This is a genomic window from Pseudomonas sp. Leaf127 (assembly GCF_001423155.1).
Taxonomy (GTDB): Bacteria; Pseudomonadota; Gammaproteobacteria; order Pseudomonadales; family Pseudomonadaceae; genus Aquipseudomonas; species Aquipseudomonas ovata.
The window spans coordinates 85,705-103,655 of record NZ_LMOA01000024.1 but is presented as its reverse complement, the minus strand read 5'-3'; the positions used below and the strand labels follow the sequence as shown (position 1 = coordinate 103,655).

Here is a 17,951-nt window from a genome sequence, read left to right as displayed (position 1 = left end):
CTCAGAACTGGAAGTACAGGAATGGCGAGAAACTCTGCGCCGACAGTTTCAGGATCGAGGCCACGAACAGCAGCAGGATCAGCCCGCGCATGGCATAGCGTGGCCAGTCGGCCTGCCAGTACGCCGGTTGCACCTGCGCTTCGCGGCCCACGGTGTAGCCGGGCTGATGCAGGCTGCCGGGGGCATCACCCGGTACGGCCTTGAGCGTGCCGGGCTGATCGCTGGCCGGGCCGTCGGCACAGGTTGTGGCCGGCCGTGCCGGGCGCCGGGTGTAGAAGTCGCGCAGGCCGAAGAACGCCAGGGTCGCGTAGGCCAGCGCCAGGGTGGCCACTTGCAGGCCGGTGAGGTTGGCGCGGGTCAGTTCCGACAGCTGCCAGTCGCCGAAGCTGAACATGGCGCCATACATGCGCATCGCCACGTGCAGGTTTTCGGCGCGGAAGATGACCCAGCCGATCACCACCAGCAGAAAGGTCAGCGCCCAGCGAACGGGGTTGAATACCCAGGGTTTTGTATTGATGCCCACGGCTTTTTCGATGGCCAGCCAGAGGCCGTGCCAGGCGCCCCAGATCACGTAGGTGATATTGGCGCCATGCCACAGCCCGCCCAGCAGCATGGTCAGGAACAGGTTGCGGTAGGTGGCGAACTGGCCACCGCGGTTGCCGCCCAGGGTGATGTACAGGTAGTCGCGCAGCCAGGTCGACAGGCTGATGTGCCAGCGCCGCCAGAACTCGGTGATCGACTGGCTGATGTAGGGCTGCTGGAAGTTTTCCATGAAGCGAAAGCCCATCATCAACCCCAGGCCGATGGCCATGTCGCTGTAGCCGGAGAAATCGAAATACAGCTGCGCGGTGTAGGCCAGTGCGCCCAGCCAGGCGTCGCCCGTGGTGGGGTTTTGCAGGGCAAAACAGTGGTCGGCGACCACCGCCAGGGTGTCGGCGATGAACACTTTCTTGATGAAGCCCTGCATGAAGCGCGTGCAGCCTTCGGAGAACTTGTCCAGCGTGTGGGTGCGGTTGTTGAACTGGTCGACCAGGTCGCGAAAGCGCAGCACGGGACCGGCGATGAGGTGCGGGAAGATCGCCACGAACGCTGCGAAATCGATCAGGTTGCGGGTGGCCGGGGTGTCGCCGCGATAGACATCGATGATGTAGCTGATGGACTCGAAAATGTAGAACGAGATGCCGATCGGCAGCAGCACATGGGTCAGGATGAAGGGCTCCAGGCCCATCGAGGTCATGATCGCGTTGAGGCTGTCGACGCCGAAGTTGGCGTACTTGAAATAGCCCAGGATGCCCAGGTCGACCGCCACGCCCAGCAACAGCCAGCGCTGGGCCGGTCGGGTGCGCACGCCAGCGGCGCCCACCTTCAGGCCGATCCAGTAGTTCCACACGGTGACCGCAATGAACAGCGCGAGGAAATCGACCCGCCACCAGGCGTAGAAGAGGTAGCTGGCCAACAGCAGCAACAGGTTGCGATAGCGTTGCCCGCTCAGGTAGTACAAGCCGAGAAAGACCGGCAGGAACAGAAACAGGAACACATTGGATGAAAAGACCATGTCTTTGTCTCCGAGGGTGCAACAAACATCCAAGGGCCAAAGCCCCCCCAAACCCCCCCACGCAAATGGGGGGTTGAAACTCACTCGCTGCGTAGGAGCGCGCTTGCCCGCGACCGGCTGCGTTAGCAGTCGTAAATTTTCAGCGTTTCCAAAATCTTGAATGTGTTCACAGTCAAAATTTTCAGCGTTTCCGAGATTTTGCGAGCGCTGCGCACTCGGTCGCGGGCAGAGCGCGCTCCTACCTATCGTCGCGGTCGTGACGGGGGTCGTAGACCCGGGTCAGGTCGCCGCCCAGGCGAAAGGTCTTGAACGGTTGTTTCTCGTGCTTCTTTTCCAGCACCCGGGCATCACAGGTGTAGAGCGAGCAGTACGGTTCCAGCCAGGCGAATTTCGGGTCCTTTTTCAGGTCGGTCATGTCCTGCTTCTGGCCGCCGCGCTCGGCGAAGGCGTCCGGGTCCTCGACGCCGGCCAGTACCCGGTCGCCCAGGCGCTTGAGCGCGCCGTTGTTTTCCGGGCGCAGGTCGACACCGTTGGCCTGGGCGAAGCTGGCGATCATGGCCAGCGGTGGCAGGGCGTAGTTGTGATACGCCAGGGCACGCTCACGGCGCTTGAGTTCGTTGGGCAAGAAGCCCTCGGCGTCCACTTGGTGGGCGGCGACCTTGAACTCCTGCACCGACCAGTCGAACAGGTCGCGGCGGTTGGTGGCCACGGCGGTGGCCATGACCGACCAGGCGGCCCAGTAGGAGTGGTTGTTGATCTTCTCCAGCGGCAGGTTGCTCCAGTCGCGCACCACTTGGTCGGCCAGCGTGCTGAACCAGGCTTCGATCTCGGCCGCTTGCTGGGTGTGGTTGGCCAAGGGGCGCGAGTCGGAAAACTTCAGGCGCAGGTAAGCGGCCGACAGGCTGCCCAGTGCCCATTTGCGCATCGACTTGCCGGTGTGGTTGTACTGCTGCGACTCCAGCGCCCCGGCCCGTGCCCAGGCGGTGAGCATGTTCAGCGAGCAGTCCAGCTGTTCCGGCCGGCCGTCGCGCATGTATTGCATCACCACCTTGCTGATGCCGCGTTCCAGGTCGGTGATGTCCTGGGTGGCCGAGCGGAAGGCCTTCTCGGCCACTTCGTTGAGGGTCGAGCGGGCCTTGTCCGAGCCTTCGTACTTGCTGCGAAACACCAGCTCGCCGGTATAGGGCGTGGGGATCGGGGCGCAGTTGAACGTATGTTCGCCGGTCTTCATCTGCTCGATCGGTGCCGAATAGCCGGCCGGCGGGCTCAACGCCGGCGCTGCGCCCCCGTTCCAGGCGTGGGCGGGCAGCGAGGCCGACGCCAGCAAGGCCAGCGACAGCAGGGCAGGGCCCAGGGTTTTGCGCGTCTGCATAAAAGTCCTCATTGTCCGGCTTGCGCCGTCTGTTGCGCAGGGCTGGCGAAGCCGTTGCGTTTGCACACCTGGGCCTTGATCTTCTGGGCCGGCGTACCAGGGTTCGGTCCCTGGATTTCCACCGCCAGCAATTGCTGGTCGGCCCAGTCTTCGTCTTCGCGCAACTGGAAGGCGAAGCGGCCGTCGGTGTCGGTGGTCTCGGGTTTTTCAAGCTTCAGGTCTTCGTGGCGGCCGTTCATGTACCAGAGGCGCGCCTGCAATACCTTGACCGAAGGGTCTTCGAAGCGGATGTCGATCTGGTTGTCGCCGTTGCGAATGGTCTTGATGCCATGGGTGCCGTTGACCAGCACTTCATTGTTGCCGGGCTTGAGGCTCATCTGGCGGCTGAGCAGCGCCGGCCTGTCTTCGCAGCCGTTGTCGAGCAGCGCGAGCATCTGCCGCCAGACGCTTTCCTGGTCCAGGCGGTACAGCGGCGAAAACTCCCAGATGAGTACCTTGGGCGGGTTGTTGCGAAACTCCTCGCTGCCCAGGTACTGGATCATCGAACCTTCCAGGCCGCCGCCGGGGAATGCCACGTTGAGCACGTCGGCGCTCAGGTACTCCTGCAGGAAACCGCCGAAGTTGTAGTTCTTGCCACTGTGGCTGGTGCCCACCAGGGTGATCTCGGGGTTGCCGCCATCGCCGAACAGATCGCTGTCGCCGGCCTCGCCCTTGGGTTCGGTGGCGAACTGGTCCATGTACTGGATCGCGTAGCTGGTGCCGCACAACTGGCCGGCCATGTTATGCAGGGTGCCGGTCTTGCCCATGCGCCCGGATTTGCTGCTCTCGAACTCACGCTTGGGAATGTCGGCGTAGGCCGGGATCTGCTTCACAGTCTCGGCCACTCGCCTGGCGGTGCGCTGGGCGCCATAGGGAGTCCAATGCTGGTCGCCGCGAAAGTAGAAATCGTGGGCTTCGTTTTCATTGGCCAGCGGCGACAGGTCCGGCACCCAGTAGCCCATCTTGCTAAAGCGCCCGAGCATGGCCTGGTAGTTTTTCAATGCGGTGTCGTAGGCGAACTTCTCGCGGTCGGCCGGCAGCAGCTTGTTGCGGTCTACCAGCCCGCGCGTGGGCTGGTAGACCACCACCAGTTCGACGCCCCGGCGCTTGAACGCACGTTGCAACTGTTGCAGGCGCTTGTAGCCCAGCGCGCTGGTGTCGAAATCAGTGCGCAGGTCTTCACGGGTGCGAAACAGCCAGTCGCCTTCGGCCTGGATCAGTGTGGTGAAGTTCTGCTGGTAGCGGGTGGTGTAGTTTCTGGCGTCATGGGCGGCCGGGCACAGCTGGCAGCAGGGCTCTGCGGTAAAGGCCGGCACCTGGGCATCGGCCCGGGCGCTGCCGGCGGCCGCCAGCAGCGCTGCAGTCAGGCCCGACAGGCCGAGCCATTTGATCAATGGGGTGTGCATGACAATTCCTCGGCTCATTCGCGCAGCTCGGTCTGGTTTTCAACGGGGTCGATCAACACGGCTTTTTTCTGGCGCACCAGCAGGTCGAGAATCTGCGCCTGGTTCTCGCCCAGGATGCCGTTGAGGGTGATGCCGTTGGCCTTGGTCGGCGCCAGCATGGCCACGTCGTAAAGCTCGATGCTCAGCGGCGAGTCGATCGACAGGGGGCCTGAGCCATTGCCGGCCAGTTCGCCGCCGACCACCAGCAACGACACCTGGGTGTCGAACGGGTCCAGCTGGATGTCACGGTCGGTGTCGCTCAGGTCCTTGATGTGGCCATAGACACCCACCAGGCCGTTGCCCATGGCGAAGTTGTTGTAGAGCTTGATATTGGTGCTGTTGCGCACGCGGATGCCGTGGCGGCGGTTGGCAACGACACGATTGCCCCACAGCAGGTTGTCGCCGCTTTCGTACAGGGTGATGCCGTCGGTGTGATTCTGGTAAATATCGTTGTCGGCCACGATGTTGTTGACGCTGTTGCGGTCGAGCATGACGCCGGAGAGCTGGTTGTCGTAGCTCTTGTTGCGAAAGATGAAACTGTCGTTCACCTCGCGCGAGACGATGATCCCGTGCTTCTTTTTCGTGCCGTGCACGGTGTTCTCGGCAATGATCAGGCCGTGCGAGCGGTCGTGCGGGTCGATGCCGTAGACGATGTTGTCGCGGTAGGTATTGCCCTTGATGACGAACCCCTGGGTTTCATAGCAGTAGAAGCCGTACCACAGGTCGACAAACTCCGAATCGACGATCCAGCCGGTGGGCTCGGGGCGCTTGAGCACCCTGGCGGCATTGGGGGTGTATTGCGAAATGCTGACCCCGTAGGACTTGCTCTGGTCGTAGCCGAGGCTGGTCATGCGGGTGCTGGCGATCCAGGTGTGCGAACCGCCCCAGGCCAGCAGGAACGGCCGGAATTCCCGGGGTTTGCGCCAGGTCGCCAGCGCATTGCGGGTTTCGTTCCAGCCATTGATCTGTGAGCGGGTGACCAGCAGCTTGCCTTCGTTGACGATGAACGCGCCGCGCTCCTGCGACAGGCGCAGCTCGCGGGTGCGTTGGTCGATCTCCAGGGTGCCGGTGTCCTTGACCAGGATCGGCACACGGGCGATGAACACGCCGGGCGACACTTCGCTGAGCAGGTGCTTCGGCACCTGGCGCGCCACGTCCTGCAGGCTGGCATAACCGTCCTGCACCACGATGATCTGCGGAATGCCGCGCTGGCGCGTCACCCACTCGGCCATCTTGTTGTCGCCGCCGACAAACTCTTTCATGCCGTTGGCTTCTTCCATCATCCGCGTGACCCGCACCTTGCCCGGCGTGCTGCGCTGGATCTGTTGCAGGGCCGCCTCGGTGGTGTAGCCGGACAGGTCAGGCAGCACCGGCTTGCGCAGGGCCAAGGGTTCCACCGGCGGGCTACTGATGGTGTAGGTCTTGGCCTGTTGCAGTTCCTTGGCCACCGCCTTGGCAGGCTCCGACACGGCAGGGGTGCTCGCCAGCGCCACGCCGGCCATCAGCAGCGCGCTGCCCAGCACGGCGCTTTCGAGCAGGGCCTGCGACCAGGGCCGGTGACGGGCATTGCTTGGGTGACTGTTCATCTCATCGCACTCCTTGGAGACCGCTGGCATCAGAAGCGCCAGATGACATCGACGATGGCCCGGTGCATGTAGCTGTCCACATCGCTGTGGTAGGCATCGCCCGGTTTGAACACCCCGGCGCGCAGGCGGATCAGTGCCGAAGGCTCATCGACCGACTGACTGATGGCCGCCGGCAACAGGCCCTGCTTGAAGTACTTGGTGACCACCAGGTCCATCTCTTGGCCGAGGTCCTTGCGCCCGTCTTCAAGGGGCAGCGAACTGAAGGTGTTGGTCGGGAGGCCGCTGGCATCGAACTGTTCCTGGGTCGGATTGATCCCGGCGCCGCCGATCCGTGCATGGCCGTCGACGCGGCGGAACTTGTGGTAGATCAGCGAGGCGTCGTACTCGTCATTCATCTGCCAGGAGGCGAACAGCGAGCCGGTCTCGACGTTGGCCATTTCGCCCTGGAAGGCTTCGCCGAAGCGATGCACCCGCGAGCGCGTGCCGGTCCAGTTCGAGCGGTTGCTTTCCAGGCCGGTCTGCTCATAGTGCTTGCTGGCCCGCGAGTAGGCCGCGCCGACCTGCCATTGGGGGTCCAGGCGCAGGCGCAGGCCCAGGTCGGTGGCCCAGCCATCGACGTTGCGGCTGCGTTTGTCACCGGCCAGGTACTGGTCGGTGTTGGCGTCATAGGTGGCGCCGATTTCGTCGCGGTCGCCGGTCAGCCAGGTCAGGCTGCCCCAGTAGTTGAGGGTGTGAGTGTTGCGGTGGTTGAAGGCGTCGCTGTCAGCCTGCAGGCCCAGCCAGGTCAGGTCGCCATTGGCGGTCTTGTCCAGGTCGTCGAGCACTTCACCGCTGCGCTTGAGCTTGCCGTCGTCATGGCTGTGGTGCGCGCGAATGCCGGCCCAGTGCCCCGGTGTCCACTGGTAGCTGGCCGAGCCGAACAGGTGCTGGCGGTCTTCGTCTTCCGGGGCCAGTTCGGTCAGGTCGGTGCGGTACTCACTGAAGCGTTGGGCAGCGCCGAGGTCGGCGCGCAGCAAGGTGGTGTCGAAGGTCCAGTTGATGGCCTCGATGTTTACGTCGCGCCACTGGCCGTCGTCGTTGCGCAGGCGCTGGCGACCGACCTTGAGGATCTCGCCGGGGTAGGGGGTCAAGCCGCTGTAGCCGACCCAGAACTCGCGCAGGGCGGCGTAGCTCTTGTCGACCTCGCGCTCGCTGGCGTTGCCACGGGCCACTTGCGTGCCTATCTGGCCGCGGCTGTTGGTGGCGGTCTGCTCCAGCGGGTCGGTCTGGATGGTGTCGGTGGCGGTCACCAACTGGCCCATCGCATAGCCGCTCCAGGCGCCACGCTCGCCATACACCCACGGGCGCAGATCCAGGCCGATGCCGTTGACGTCACCGCCTGAGCGGGTGCCCAGGTCGCGGTCGTCTTCGCTTTGTGCGGTGATCTTGGCTTCCAGGCCGACGTTCTGTTCTTCGGTCAGGGCGGCCAGGGTCGGGCACGCCCAGAGCAGGGTAAAGCCAAGACCCATGCCGGCAGCCATCAGGGGGTTGAGCTTCATAGGGCTTCCTCAGCGTTGTCGTTTTGCAGGGTTTGCAGGACCAGCGCGCTCTGGCTGGCGGTCGCACCCCGGACGTTCTGTTCGCGTTCGAGCAAGGCTTGGGCTGTGGCGAGGCGTTCCGGTGGCAGTTGCTGGTTGATGTGCTGGATCAGTTCGCTGTCGGGCGCCGTGCCACGGGCCAGGGCCAGTTGACTGAAGACCCAGGCGTTGACCGGATCGGGGCGGATGCCACGGCCCTGCGAGAACAACTGCGCCAGGGCGTAGTCGGCGCTGGTCTGGCCGCCACGGGCGGCGATCAGCAGTTCGTCCACGGCTTTTTGCGGGGCGACCCGGCCCAGGTAACCGCGCCGGTACAGTTGCCCCAAGTAGTAGTGCGCCGAGATCTCGGTGGCGGTGGCCTTGATGAGGTGCTGCTCGGCCTTGGCGGCATCGGCCGGCAACCACTTGCCTTCGTAGTAGAGCCGTCCCAACAGCAGTTCGGCTCGTGGCTGGTCGGCAGCGCGGCCGTTGTCCAGGTACTCCATCAGTGTGTCGACGTCACCCAGCTCGGGAAAGTCGTAGACCAGTTTGGCCAGTGTCACCCATGAGGCCGGGTAGCCGGGCGCGATGCCTTCGAGCAGTTGCTGGGCGCCTTGCGGGTCAGGCGTGCCGATCTCGGCATCGCCCAGCACTCGCGCCACGCTGTCGACCCGCTGGGCGTCGACGCGGCCGGCGGCGTGGGCGCGGCGCAACTGTTCGAGCAGCGCTTTTTGCGGCTCGGCCTGGCCACGGGTCTGGTACACAGTGGCCAGCTCGACATAACACGTGTCGGCGCTGGCCAGCGCCGGCTTGCAGATGCCTTCGATTTCGTCCAGATGCTGGGCGTAGGTGCCCTGGGTGCGGTACAGGGCAATCTGCGCCAGGCCCGCCTCGGCGTAGCCTTGCTCGCGCCACTGGCTGATCTGCTGCTGCACATCGATATCGGGAAAGCTCTGCGGCGATTGCAGGTAGAGCGTGGCCAGGGCCATCAGCGCGCCGGATTCCCCGTGGGCAAAGGCTTGCTTGAGCAGGCGTTCGGCTTCCTGGTGTTCGGCCTGGGTGGCCGCCGGCTTGGCCACCAGCAGGCGGCCCAGGCGCGACTGGGCGCGGGGCAGCCTGGCCGCCGCCTCGCGGTAGGTGGCTTCGGCCTGCACAAGCGCCGCCGGCTCACGGCTGGCGACCTGGATATCGGCCAGCCCGACCTTGGCCTCGTCATAGCCCAGGTCGGCCAGTTGCCGGTAATTGTGCTCGGCCAGGGTGGTGTTGCCGTTTTGCAGGGCCTCGTTGGCCAGGCGCAGATCGGGCAGGCCGACGCAGCCGCTCAGGCCCAGGCTCAAGGCGACGGCCAGGCCCAGCGTCGAAGGGGGTAGCCAGGTAGGAGTCGACGGACGTCGAGGCGCACGGTTCATGATTACAGACCTGCGGCCATGGCTTTGTCGATCAGCCAGTTCATGGACGGGCCGCGATCGCTGATCACGTCCACCGGACGGCCTGCCAGCGCGCTGCTGAGGGCCTCGTCAGGCTTGATCTGCACGCGAATGTCGCTCGACAGTTCGGTGTTGGTCAGGTTGCTGCTGCTGACTACGCGGCCGGTGCGCATGCGCTCCTCACCGGCCACCTGGAAGCTGACCGGCATGCCGGGCTTGACGTCCTTGAACTGGCGATAGGTGAAGCGCGCCTCGACACTGGCCTGGGTGTCGCGCGGCACCAACTGGAAGATCACCTGGCCCTTGGCGGCATACTGGCCGTCGGCAACCAGCTGGCGGGCCACGATGCAATCGCACGGGCTGGTCAGGGTGCCGCTCATCTGCCGGCCGTACAGCTGTTCGATCCTGGCCGGGTCCAGGTCTTCGCCGGTCAGGCCGCCCTTGAGCATTTCCAGCATGTTGGTGTTGAACGAGGCCAGGGGCGCGCCTTTTTGTACCGCCTGTTCAGACGCCACCAGGCTTTGCAGCGTGCCTTCGCGGGGCATGGTCACTTCCATGCCCGGTACGCTGACCAGGCCGGCGGTGGCATGGCTGACGAAGTACAGGTCGTACACGGTCTTGAGCACGAAACCGGCGGCGCCCAGGCCGACGATGAAAATCCCCAGGCTGAAAGTCACTGCCCGCAGCCGGCCGAACACACCCATGCCGCTGTCGCCGGCCTTGTGCTTGCGTGCCTGGGTGAAGTTGTCACGCTGCAGGGTGGCCAGCACTTCACCGACACTGACAATGTCGCCGGCCAGGTGCGAGGTGATCAGGTGCCGCAGGGTGGCGATGTCCCGGGGTTCGAGGTTCTGGAACTGACAGCCGACGCGGTGGGTGGCGGGATTGATCGAGCGGATCTGCAGCTCGACGTCCATGGCCAGCCCCAGGTTGTCGATCAGAAACTGCAGGCGCGCCTTGATCACTTCGCCGACCTTCAGTTTCTCGCAGGCGGGTGCGATGTAGCTCAGGCCACCGGCCGACAAGTCTTCGACGCGCACCAGGGGCGCATTGGGGGCACCGTTGAGCAGGCGCAGCCTGGCCGGCAGCTTGACCCGGGCGTGTTGGCGCTGAGCTTCGGATTCATGCACGACGTTGGCATTCACGGCTGTATTCATGGTGAGGCTTCCTGATTGATCGATGGCTTCAGAGGTCCGGTCAGACCATGGTCAGCAGCACGGCGACAAAAATGCTGCCGGCCGAAAAGGTCATCGTTCGCGATGACCAGGTGTTGAACCAGCCTTGAAAGCTGGCCATGTCGCGGCTGAGCCGGGTGTCCTGACGCGTCCAGGACTGGCGGTCGAGGCGGAAGAACACGTAGATCTTCATCAGCGCGCCGACGATCTGGTTGTAATAGAGAATCAGCGGGTAGGCCGGGCCGATCCGGTGCCCCGAACAGGCCAGCAGCAGGGTGAGGATCAGGCGCGTGATGCCGATCCACAGCAGGTACACCAGCAGGAAGGTGCCGCCGTACTTGAGGCTGGCGAGGATCGCCACGGTCAGGCCCAGCAGCGAGGTCCACATCGACACGCGCTGGTCGAACAGCACCACGCTGGTGAACAGCCCGAGGCGATTGACCCCCAGGCCCAGGGCTCGGGAGTTCTGCCGCAGGTTGTTGCCGTACCAGCGGTACATCAGTTTGCGGCTGGCCTTGAAAAAGCTCTTTTCCGGCGGGTGCTCGACGGTATTGATCGCCGCATCCGGCACATAGAAGGTGTCGTAGCCCAGGCGCATGAGGCTGAACCAGCTGGACTTGTCGTCACCGGTCAGAAAACGGAAGGTGCCCAGGCGCCAGTGGTGCAGTGAGTCGCTTTCGACGTCGGCGATGAACTCCGGGTTGGTGACCACCGAGGCGCGAAACACCGACATCCGTCCGGTCATGGTCAGCACCCGGCGCGACAGGGCCATCGAGCACATGTTGATGTGCCGCTGGGCGAAGCGCAGCTTGTGCCATTCGCTCATGATGTAGCCGCCGCGCACTTCGCAGAACTCGTTGGTGGTCAGGCCACCAACGCTGTCGAACAGCTGGAACCACGGCACGGTCTTGTTGACCACCCCTTCACTGAGCACGGTGTCGCCATCGATCACCGCCACCACGGCGCGCGCGTCGGGCATGTGTCGGGAGATGGCGCGAAAGCCATAGGCCAGGCCGTCGCGCTTGCCGGTGCCGGGAATGCGCACGAAATCCAGGCTGACCCGCCCGGGTGGGTTCATGCGTGCCCACAGGCTCTTGACCAGCAGTTCGTCGCTCATTTCCACCAGCGAGCAGACCACTGTGGTCGGCAGGCCACAGTCGATCGCCTCGCGGATCACCGAGCTGTAGACCTGGGCGGTGGTCAGCGCGTCGATACGAAAGCTGGTGACCATCAGGAACACATGCGACGGATCGGCTGCGCGACCCAGCTTGCGCACCTTGCGTCGCAGGTGCGGGTACACCACATAGAGAAACAGCATGCCGCGCACAAAGTGCGTGGCGCCCATCGAGTAGCGCCAGAGGCCGACGATACCGATCAGGAAAATGAAGTGCTTCGATTGCGAATCGAAAATACTGGCGGGCAACACGGTGACCAGTGCCAACAGCAAGGTCAGGTAAAACAGCCAACCGGCGGCCTGCAGCAAGCCGTACTTGAGCCTTTGCATAATCCACATCCTTGAATCAGTTGCAAGCTGCAAGTAGAAGCACCATGGCTTGAACTTGCAGCTTGCCGCTTGCCGCTGCTTACCAGCAGATGCCTTCGCTGCGACCGCTTTGCGCGGTGGCCCGGGTCATGAAACCCACCAGGTCGACGACGTGCTTGCCTTCCGGGGCCTTGTCGGCCAGGGCGCGGAAGCGCTCGTCACGATTGCCCAGGATGATCACGTCCGAGTGGTCGATGACCTGGTCGAAGTCGGCATTGAGCAACGAGGACACGTGGGGGATCTTCGACTCGATGTACTCCTTGTTGGCGCCGTGCATGCGAGCGTATTCGACATTGCTGTCGTAGATGCTCAGTTCGAAGCCCTTGCCGATCAGCATTTCGGCCAGCTCCACCAGCGGGCTTTCGCGCAGGTCATCGGTGCCGGCCTTGAAGCTCAGGCCCAGCAGGGCGACCTTGCGGGTATCGTGACTGGCGACGATGTTGAAGGCGTTCTGCACCTGTTCGCCGTTGCTGCGCATCAGCGAGTTGAGCAGCGGCGCCTCGACATCCAGGCTGCTGGCGCGGTAGGTCAGGGCGCGCACGTCCTTGGGCAGGCAGGAGCCGCCAAAGGCGAAGCCGGGGCGCATGTAGTACTGCGAGAGATTGAGGGTCTTGTCCTGGCAGACCACATTCATCACCTCGCGGCCGTCGACGCCCACCGCCTTGGCAATGTTGCCGATCTCGTTGGCGAAGGTCACCTTGGTGGCGTGCCAGACGTTGCAGGTGTACTTGATCATCTCGGCCACGGCGATGTCCTTGCGGATGATCGGGGCGTCGAGTTCGGCATACAGCGACTGCAGCAGGTCGCCGGAGAGCGTGTCGTATTCGCCGATGACGGTCATCGGTGGGTGGTCATAATCACTGATGGCCGTGCTTTCACGCAGGAACTCCGGGTTGACCGCCACGCCGAAGTCGACGCCGGCCTTCTTGCCCGAGCAGTCTTCGAGCACCGGAATGACCACATTGGCCACCGTGCCGGGCAGCACCGTGCTGCGCACCACGACCGTGTGGCGTGAGGTCTTGTCACGCAGGACAAAGCCGATTTCGCGGCACACCGATTCGATGTAGTCCAGTTCCAGGTCGCCGTTTTTCTTGCTGGGGGTGCCGACGCAGATCATCGACAGGTCGGTGGCACGGATGGCCTCGGCAAAGTCGGTGGTGCCGCGCAATTTTCCGGTGGCGATGCCCTGTTGCAAAAGGCCCTCCAGGCCCGGTTCGACGATGGGTGATCGACCGCTGTTGATCAAGGCAATCTTGTCGGCGGAAATATCCACGCCGACCACATCATGACCCCGTGCAGACAGGCAACCGGCACACACGGCACCGACATAACCCAAACCAAAAATACTGATCCGCATCGTACTCTCCTCGAACATTACGACTGACGCCACAGAGGGCGGAATATAAATAGGGCTCGCAGTTTTCTGCGTCAGTCAGTGCCGGTTTTTATGCGCGGCTGCCTAACTAACGAACGTCTGTTTAATGTAATGAGTTGCCAAATACAGGGAGGGCTAACTCAGTTTAAGTCTGATACAGATGGCAAGTTGCCTGCCCTTGAAGGCGGCGCTTGTTCCGGGCGTTCTGTATCACTGCTGAACCGCGCTCAGTGGCAGGCGTGATCACGCACGGCAAGGCGCATGGCCTTGTCCTGTCACGGTCTGGCTGAAACAGCCGGGTCAGTGCTTTCCCTTGTGGCTTTGATGAGAAGGTTCATTAACTACCTACAGCATTGGTCATCCCAGAGACCAAACTTCGTTGTGGTAACGCCCTTTACCAACCTGCTTTATTCTTACCCTGTACGTCATGCCTTACACAGTGACCGTCATTTGTTACGGGATGTAGGAACATACTTGCAACACAATAGTTCCGGTCCATTCATCTTGTTGTGTTCAGGGTGATAATTGATTTTCCCTGTGTCCGGTAGTTGCACAATGATAGCGATTCTCATGGCCGCCTTTATATTCGGGCACTCAACCTGTTTATAGCCTTAATGGCAATTACCCATAAGCGGCAAGGTGCCATCGGTTAAAAAAACATTTATTTTTTCGTCGGTCGGTAACTGCAAGGAAGTGTATGTCCTAACTGCCGATATTTCGACGCCATTTATCTGACTGTTTCGGGCGCTTGCTTGACAGGGGCGATGCTGCCGCCGCTTCGCTGCAGCCTGGGAGTGGGTTTTTGCCGTTTCAGCACGGCTCGTACTGAAACGGCAACAGCCCCTGTGGGGTATCACTCAGGTGGGGTGTCGCGCAAAAAAACCAGTTTGTCCGGTGCCGAGTGGTCGGCGCTGTAATAGTAGCCCTGGGCATCGAACTGTTTGAGGGCTTCAGGGGCGTTGATCCGTTCGTCGATGACGAAGCGGCTCATCATGCCGCGCGCTTTTTTCGCGTAGAAGCTGATGATCTTGTACTGGCCGTTCTTGTAATCCTTGAACTCGGTGTTAATGATCCGTGCTTGCAAGGCGCTGCGCTTGACCGCTGAGAAGTATTCGGTCGAGGCCAGGTTGAGCAGCAGGTCGTCGCCCTGGTCGGCCAGTGCCTGGTTCAACCATTCGCTGAGGCGCGTGCCCCAGAAGGCGTACAGGTCCTTGCCACGCGCGTTGGCCAGTTTTGTACCCATCTCCAGGCGATACGGCTGCATCAGGTCCAGCGGGCGCAACAGGCCGTACAGGCCCGACAGCATGCGCAGGTGCTGCTGGGCGTAGTCAAGCCCGGCCTGGTCGAGGGTCTCGGCCGCCAGGCCGGTGTACACATCACCCTTGAAGGCCAGCAAGGCCTGCTTGGCGTTGTCCGGGGTAAAGTCCGGCGTCCAGCTGCCAAAGCGTGCAGCATTCAGGCCGGCCAGCTTGTCAGACAGGTGCATCAGTTCGGCGATCTGCTGGGGTGCCAGTGCGCGAAGCTGGGTGATCAGCGCTTGTGAGTGGTCCAGATACTGCGGCAGGGTGTGGCGGGTGGTCGTGGGCGGGGTCTCGAAGTCGAGGGTCTTGGCGGGGGAAATCACCATCAGCATGCGCGTGTCTCCTGAAGTCGTGGCGCGATTCTAGGGGGTCATGGCAGATCACTCCAGCAAACAAGGCAGTCAGTTGCAGGGCAAGGCATAAGGCAGCAGGGTGATCGGCTATAGTGCCGGCTCGCCCCGGACAGGGATCGGTAGAGAAGGAGCATCGGGTTTGCGTATCGTTCTGGCAGTGTGCATGTGTCTGTTGGGGTTCAAGGTGCAGGCGGCCGTGCCGCCGGTGGCGACGGTCGATCGCAGCCTGTGGCCTGAGCGCCTGGAAAATCCGGCACTGTTCGATGTCGCCTCGCGTGCCGAGATCCTGGCATTTGCCCATGCCCTGTGGGCCAGCGAACAGCTCGATGAAGACAGCCTCAAGCGGCGCCTGGGGCTGCGCTACATCAACGTGGCCTCGCTCAACCTGGTGCGCAACCGTCTGTGGGAGCGCCTGCTGGTCAACTTTCGTCATGCGCGCAAGAGCTGCACCGAGGATGCCAACTTCTGTGTCTATGCCAGGGACATGGAGCAACTGCGCCAGCGCGCCGAGGAATTCAGGATCGGCGATGATTCGTTCTATGCCGCCTGGGCCGCGCCCAGCGCCATCTTCCACAAGCTGTACCTGGACGAGCTGCTGTACAAGGCCGCGTTGTTCCCGCAGACCAGCAGTGAGATCGCCCGCTACAACTCCGATGAAATGAGCGGCGACGAACTGCCCGACCGCACTTTCATGCTCAACTTCGAAGGCGGCCCGAGTGCGGCCAATGGAGACACCGACTGGCTGGCCGATTTCATGCGCCAGCAGAACATGACCGCGACCTTCTTCGTGCTGGGCAAGGCCTTGCAGGCGCGCCTGGACGGCAGCTCCACCGGGGCGATCCAGAACCTGTACCGCCAGCAGTGTGTCGGCATCCAGGGCTGGGAATACCGCTCGCACAGCCAATGGCGCGACTGGCAAGGCTCGGTGCAGCGCAGCGCCGCACTGGTCGAGCGGCTGCTGCCGGACAATCTGGTGCCGCTGTTTCGCCCGCCCTACGGGCATCGACGTGCCGACAGCGGCGAGTTTTTCCGCTCACACAACCTTCGCGTGTCGCTGTGGACCATCGACGCCCATGACCAGTTGCCGCGCATGACCTCGGCACAGATCAGTGACCGTGTGCAGACCCTGATGCTGCTGTGGCGCCGGGGCACGGTGGTGTTTCACGATTCCGGCGCGCAGGCGCAGTCGGCGCTGCCGCTGTTACTGGCCAACAGCGCCCAGAGCGAGCTGACCTGGGAAGACTGCCGTAACCTGTCGCGTGAACCGGAGCCCGAGCTGGAACCCGAGCCTGAACCCGAGCCCGTGAATGAACCCGAGCCGACGCCGGAGCCTGAGCCGCAGGACGGGCAGCCATCCACGCAGCAAGAAGGCGTGCAGGAACCGGCGCCACAACCGTCTGCGCCTGAGCAGGAAAATGCGCCGAAAACCGAGTCAATGAAGGCGCCCGAGGCGGCGCAGCCAGTACAGCGCGTGGACCCTGCGCAGTTGCAGGAGCCGGAAAATCAGGAGGAGCCCGAGGCAGGCAATTAATGAATGTAAACGTGCTTGCACCGACCGCCAAGCGCTATTCGTCATACTGTGAAATAAACTTCAAAAAACTGTCAAAGTGCTTTTTTCTGTCATCTGTTTTGCGGTATTACCTGAGTCAGACCGCCGAAACCTGCAACACAGGTGGCGTCGCACAAGACCCACCTTGAGCCCCGGCTCCCCTGCCTCAAGGGAAGCCCCCGGCGGTCCCCCAGTGGCACGGATCTCAATGATGCCGTGTCCAGGCTTCTACAAAGGTGAGCGAGTATGGATGACCACGGACGCAGCCCCTCCACCAACCAGCCTATCCTTTACGTGCTCGATACCAATGTATTGATCCATGATCCCAATGCACTGCTGAATTTCGAAGAACACCACGTTGCCATTCCGATGACGGTCCTGGAGGAGCTGGACAAACTCAAGGATGGCAAGCACTCGGTCGCCGCCGAATGCCGCCAGGCCATTCGCCTGATTGACAAGACCCTGGGCGAGGCCTGCCCTGAAGACGTCGAGCAGGGCGTGCCCATCGACCGCGGCACCGGCGTGTTCAAGGGCTATCTGTCGATCCTGATGAGCAAGCGCCAGGAACCGACCAGCCTGCTGCCCGAACACCTCAACGACAACATCATCATCAACCAGTTGATCGACCTGCACGCCCGCCAGAAAGACCGTGCCGTCGTGCTGGTGACCAAAGACATCAACATGCGCCTCAAGGCGCGCGCCTGCGGCATTGCCGCCGAGGACTACAGCACCGACCAGTTGGTCGATGACGTCTCGCTGCTGTCGCGTGGCTATCACGAGATGACCGGCTCGTTCTGGGACCGGGTCAACAAGGTCGACACCCGTCAGGACCACGGCCGCACCTGGCACCGTGTGCAGTTGAATGAAAACATTCCCGCGGTGCACCTGAACGAATTCATCATCGATGAGCAGGGCTTCGTCGGCTGGGTCAAGGGCGTCAAGAACGACGAGCTGATCATTCTCGACATGCACCAGGAGCCCTTGCTGCACCAGGAAGCCTGGGGCCTCAAGCCACGCGACATCCATCAGGCCCTGGCCCTGTTCGCCTTGCTCGACCCGGACATTCACCTGGTCAACCTGACCGGCGCGGCCGGTTCCGGCAAGACCATCCTGGCGCTGGCCGCCGCCATCGAGCAGACCATGGTCAGCAAGCGCTACCGGCGCATCATCGCAACCCGCAGCGTGCAGGGCCTGGACCAGGAGATCGGTTTTCTGCCCGGTACCGAAGCGGAGAAGATGGAGCCCTGGCTGGGGGCGATCACCGACAACCTCGAAGCCTTGCACATGGATGACGAAAACACCCATGGCAGCGTCGACTACATCCTCAGCAAGGTGCCGTTGCAGTTCAAGTCGCTCAACTACATTCGCGGGCGCAGCTTCCAGCAAAGCCTGATCCTGATCGATGAATGCCAGAACCTGACGCCGCACCAGATCAAGACCATCATCACCCGCGCCGGCGCAGGCTCCAAGGTGGTCTGCCTGGGTAACCTGGCGCAGATCGACACCCCCTACCTGTCGGCCACCAGTTCCGGGCTGACCTACCTGACGGAGCGCTTCAAGGACTTCCCCAACGGCGTGCACATCACCCTGCAGGGCGTGCCACGCTCCATCCTGGCCGAATACGCCGAGGGCCATCTGTAGCTGCAGGACAGGGTCAACATCGCCATTTGCGTTT

General features: G+C 62.8%; 11 protein-coding genes and 1 pseudogene. 2 read left to right on the top strand and 10 right to left on the bottom strand.

The window, feature by feature from the left end:
• Position 1 precedes the first annotated feature (1 nt).
• The 10 genes from ASF84_RS25145 to yaaA form a co-directional block, all read right to left on the bottom strand.
• On the bottom strand, positions 2-1,555 hold the full coding sequence (locus ASF84_RS25145) for an MBOAT family O-acyltransferase (protein WP_056841613.1): 1,554 nt from the start codon (positions 1,553-1,555) through the stop codon (positions 2-4).
• Positions 1,556-1,793: 238 nt separating this feature from the next.
• Entirely contained in the window at positions 1,794-2,927 is a 1,134-nt protein-coding gene (locus ASF84_RS25140; protein WP_056841612.1) for a mannuronate-specific alginate lyase, read from the bottom strand.
• 8 nt (positions 2,928-2,935) lie between these two features.
• Positions 2,936-4,372: an alginate O-acetyltransferase gene (locus ASF84_RS25135; protein ID WP_056841611.1), complete on the bottom strand. Its 1,437-nt coding sequence runs from the start codon at positions 4,370-4,372 to the stop codon at positions 2,936-2,938.
• Between the two features lie 14 nt (positions 4,373-4,386).
• Positions 4,387-5,997 (bottom strand): mannuronan 5-epimerase AlgG, encoded by a 1,611-nt coding sequence (gene algG / locus ASF84_RS25130; RefSeq protein WP_056841610.1) that lies wholly within the window; start codon positions 5,995-5,997, stop codon positions 4,387-4,389.
• A 29-nt stretch (positions 5,998-6,026) separates the two neighbouring features.
• Positions 6,027-7,535 (bottom strand): alginate export family protein, encoded by a 1,509-nt coding sequence (locus ASF84_RS25125; protein WP_056841609.1) that lies wholly within the window; start codon positions 7,533-7,535, stop codon positions 6,027-6,029.
• Complete coding sequence (algK, locus tag ASF84_RS25120) at positions 7,532-8,962, bottom strand: alginate biosynthesis TPR repeat lipoprotein AlgK (protein ID WP_056841608.1); 1,431 nt, start codon at positions 8,960-8,962, stop codon at positions 7,532-7,534. The genes ASF84_RS25125 and algK overlap by 4 nt, the downstream gene beginning before the upstream one ends.
• A gap of 2 nt (positions 8,963-8,964) precedes the next feature.
• Entirely contained in the window at positions 8,965-10,137 is a 1,173-nt protein-coding gene (locus ASF84_RS25115; protein WP_056841607.1) for an alginate biosynthesis protein Alg44, read from the bottom strand.
• Between the two features lie 40 nt (positions 10,138-10,177).
• Positions 10,178-11,659, bottom strand: coding sequence for a mannuronan synthase (gene alg8 / locus ASF84_RS25110; protein ID WP_056841606.1), 1,482 nt, complete (start codon positions 11,657-11,659; stop codon positions 10,178-10,180).
• A gap of 79 nt (positions 11,660-11,738) precedes the next feature.
• A complete protein-coding gene (locus tag ASF84_RS25105; RefSeq protein WP_056841605.1) occupies positions 11,739-13,055 on the bottom strand; it encodes a nucleotide sugar dehydrogenase in 1,317 nt (438 codons plus the stop codon).
• An 871-nt stretch (positions 13,056-13,926) separates the two neighbouring features.
• The gene (yaaA, locus tag ASF84_RS25100; protein ID WP_056841604.1) at positions 13,927-14,706 is read right to left on the bottom strand and encodes a peroxide stress protein YaaA; all 780 of its coding nucleotides are present in this window, start codon (positions 14,704-14,706) and stop codon (positions 13,927-13,929) included.
• Positions 14,707-14,866: 160 nt separating this feature from the next.
• Here yaaA and ASF84_RS25095 point away from each other — a divergent pair.
• Positions 14,867-16,039, top strand: a pseudogene (locus ASF84_RS25095) (polysaccharide deacetylase family protein); the annotation flags it as partial.
• A 483-nt stretch (positions 16,040-16,522) separates the two neighbouring features.
• Positions 16,523-17,917, top strand: a complete 1,395-nt coding sequence (locus tag ASF84_RS25090) for a PhoH family protein (RefSeq protein ID WP_056841603.1) — start codon at positions 16,523-16,525, stop codon at positions 17,915-17,917.
• Positions 17,918-17,951 lie beyond the last annotated feature (34 nt).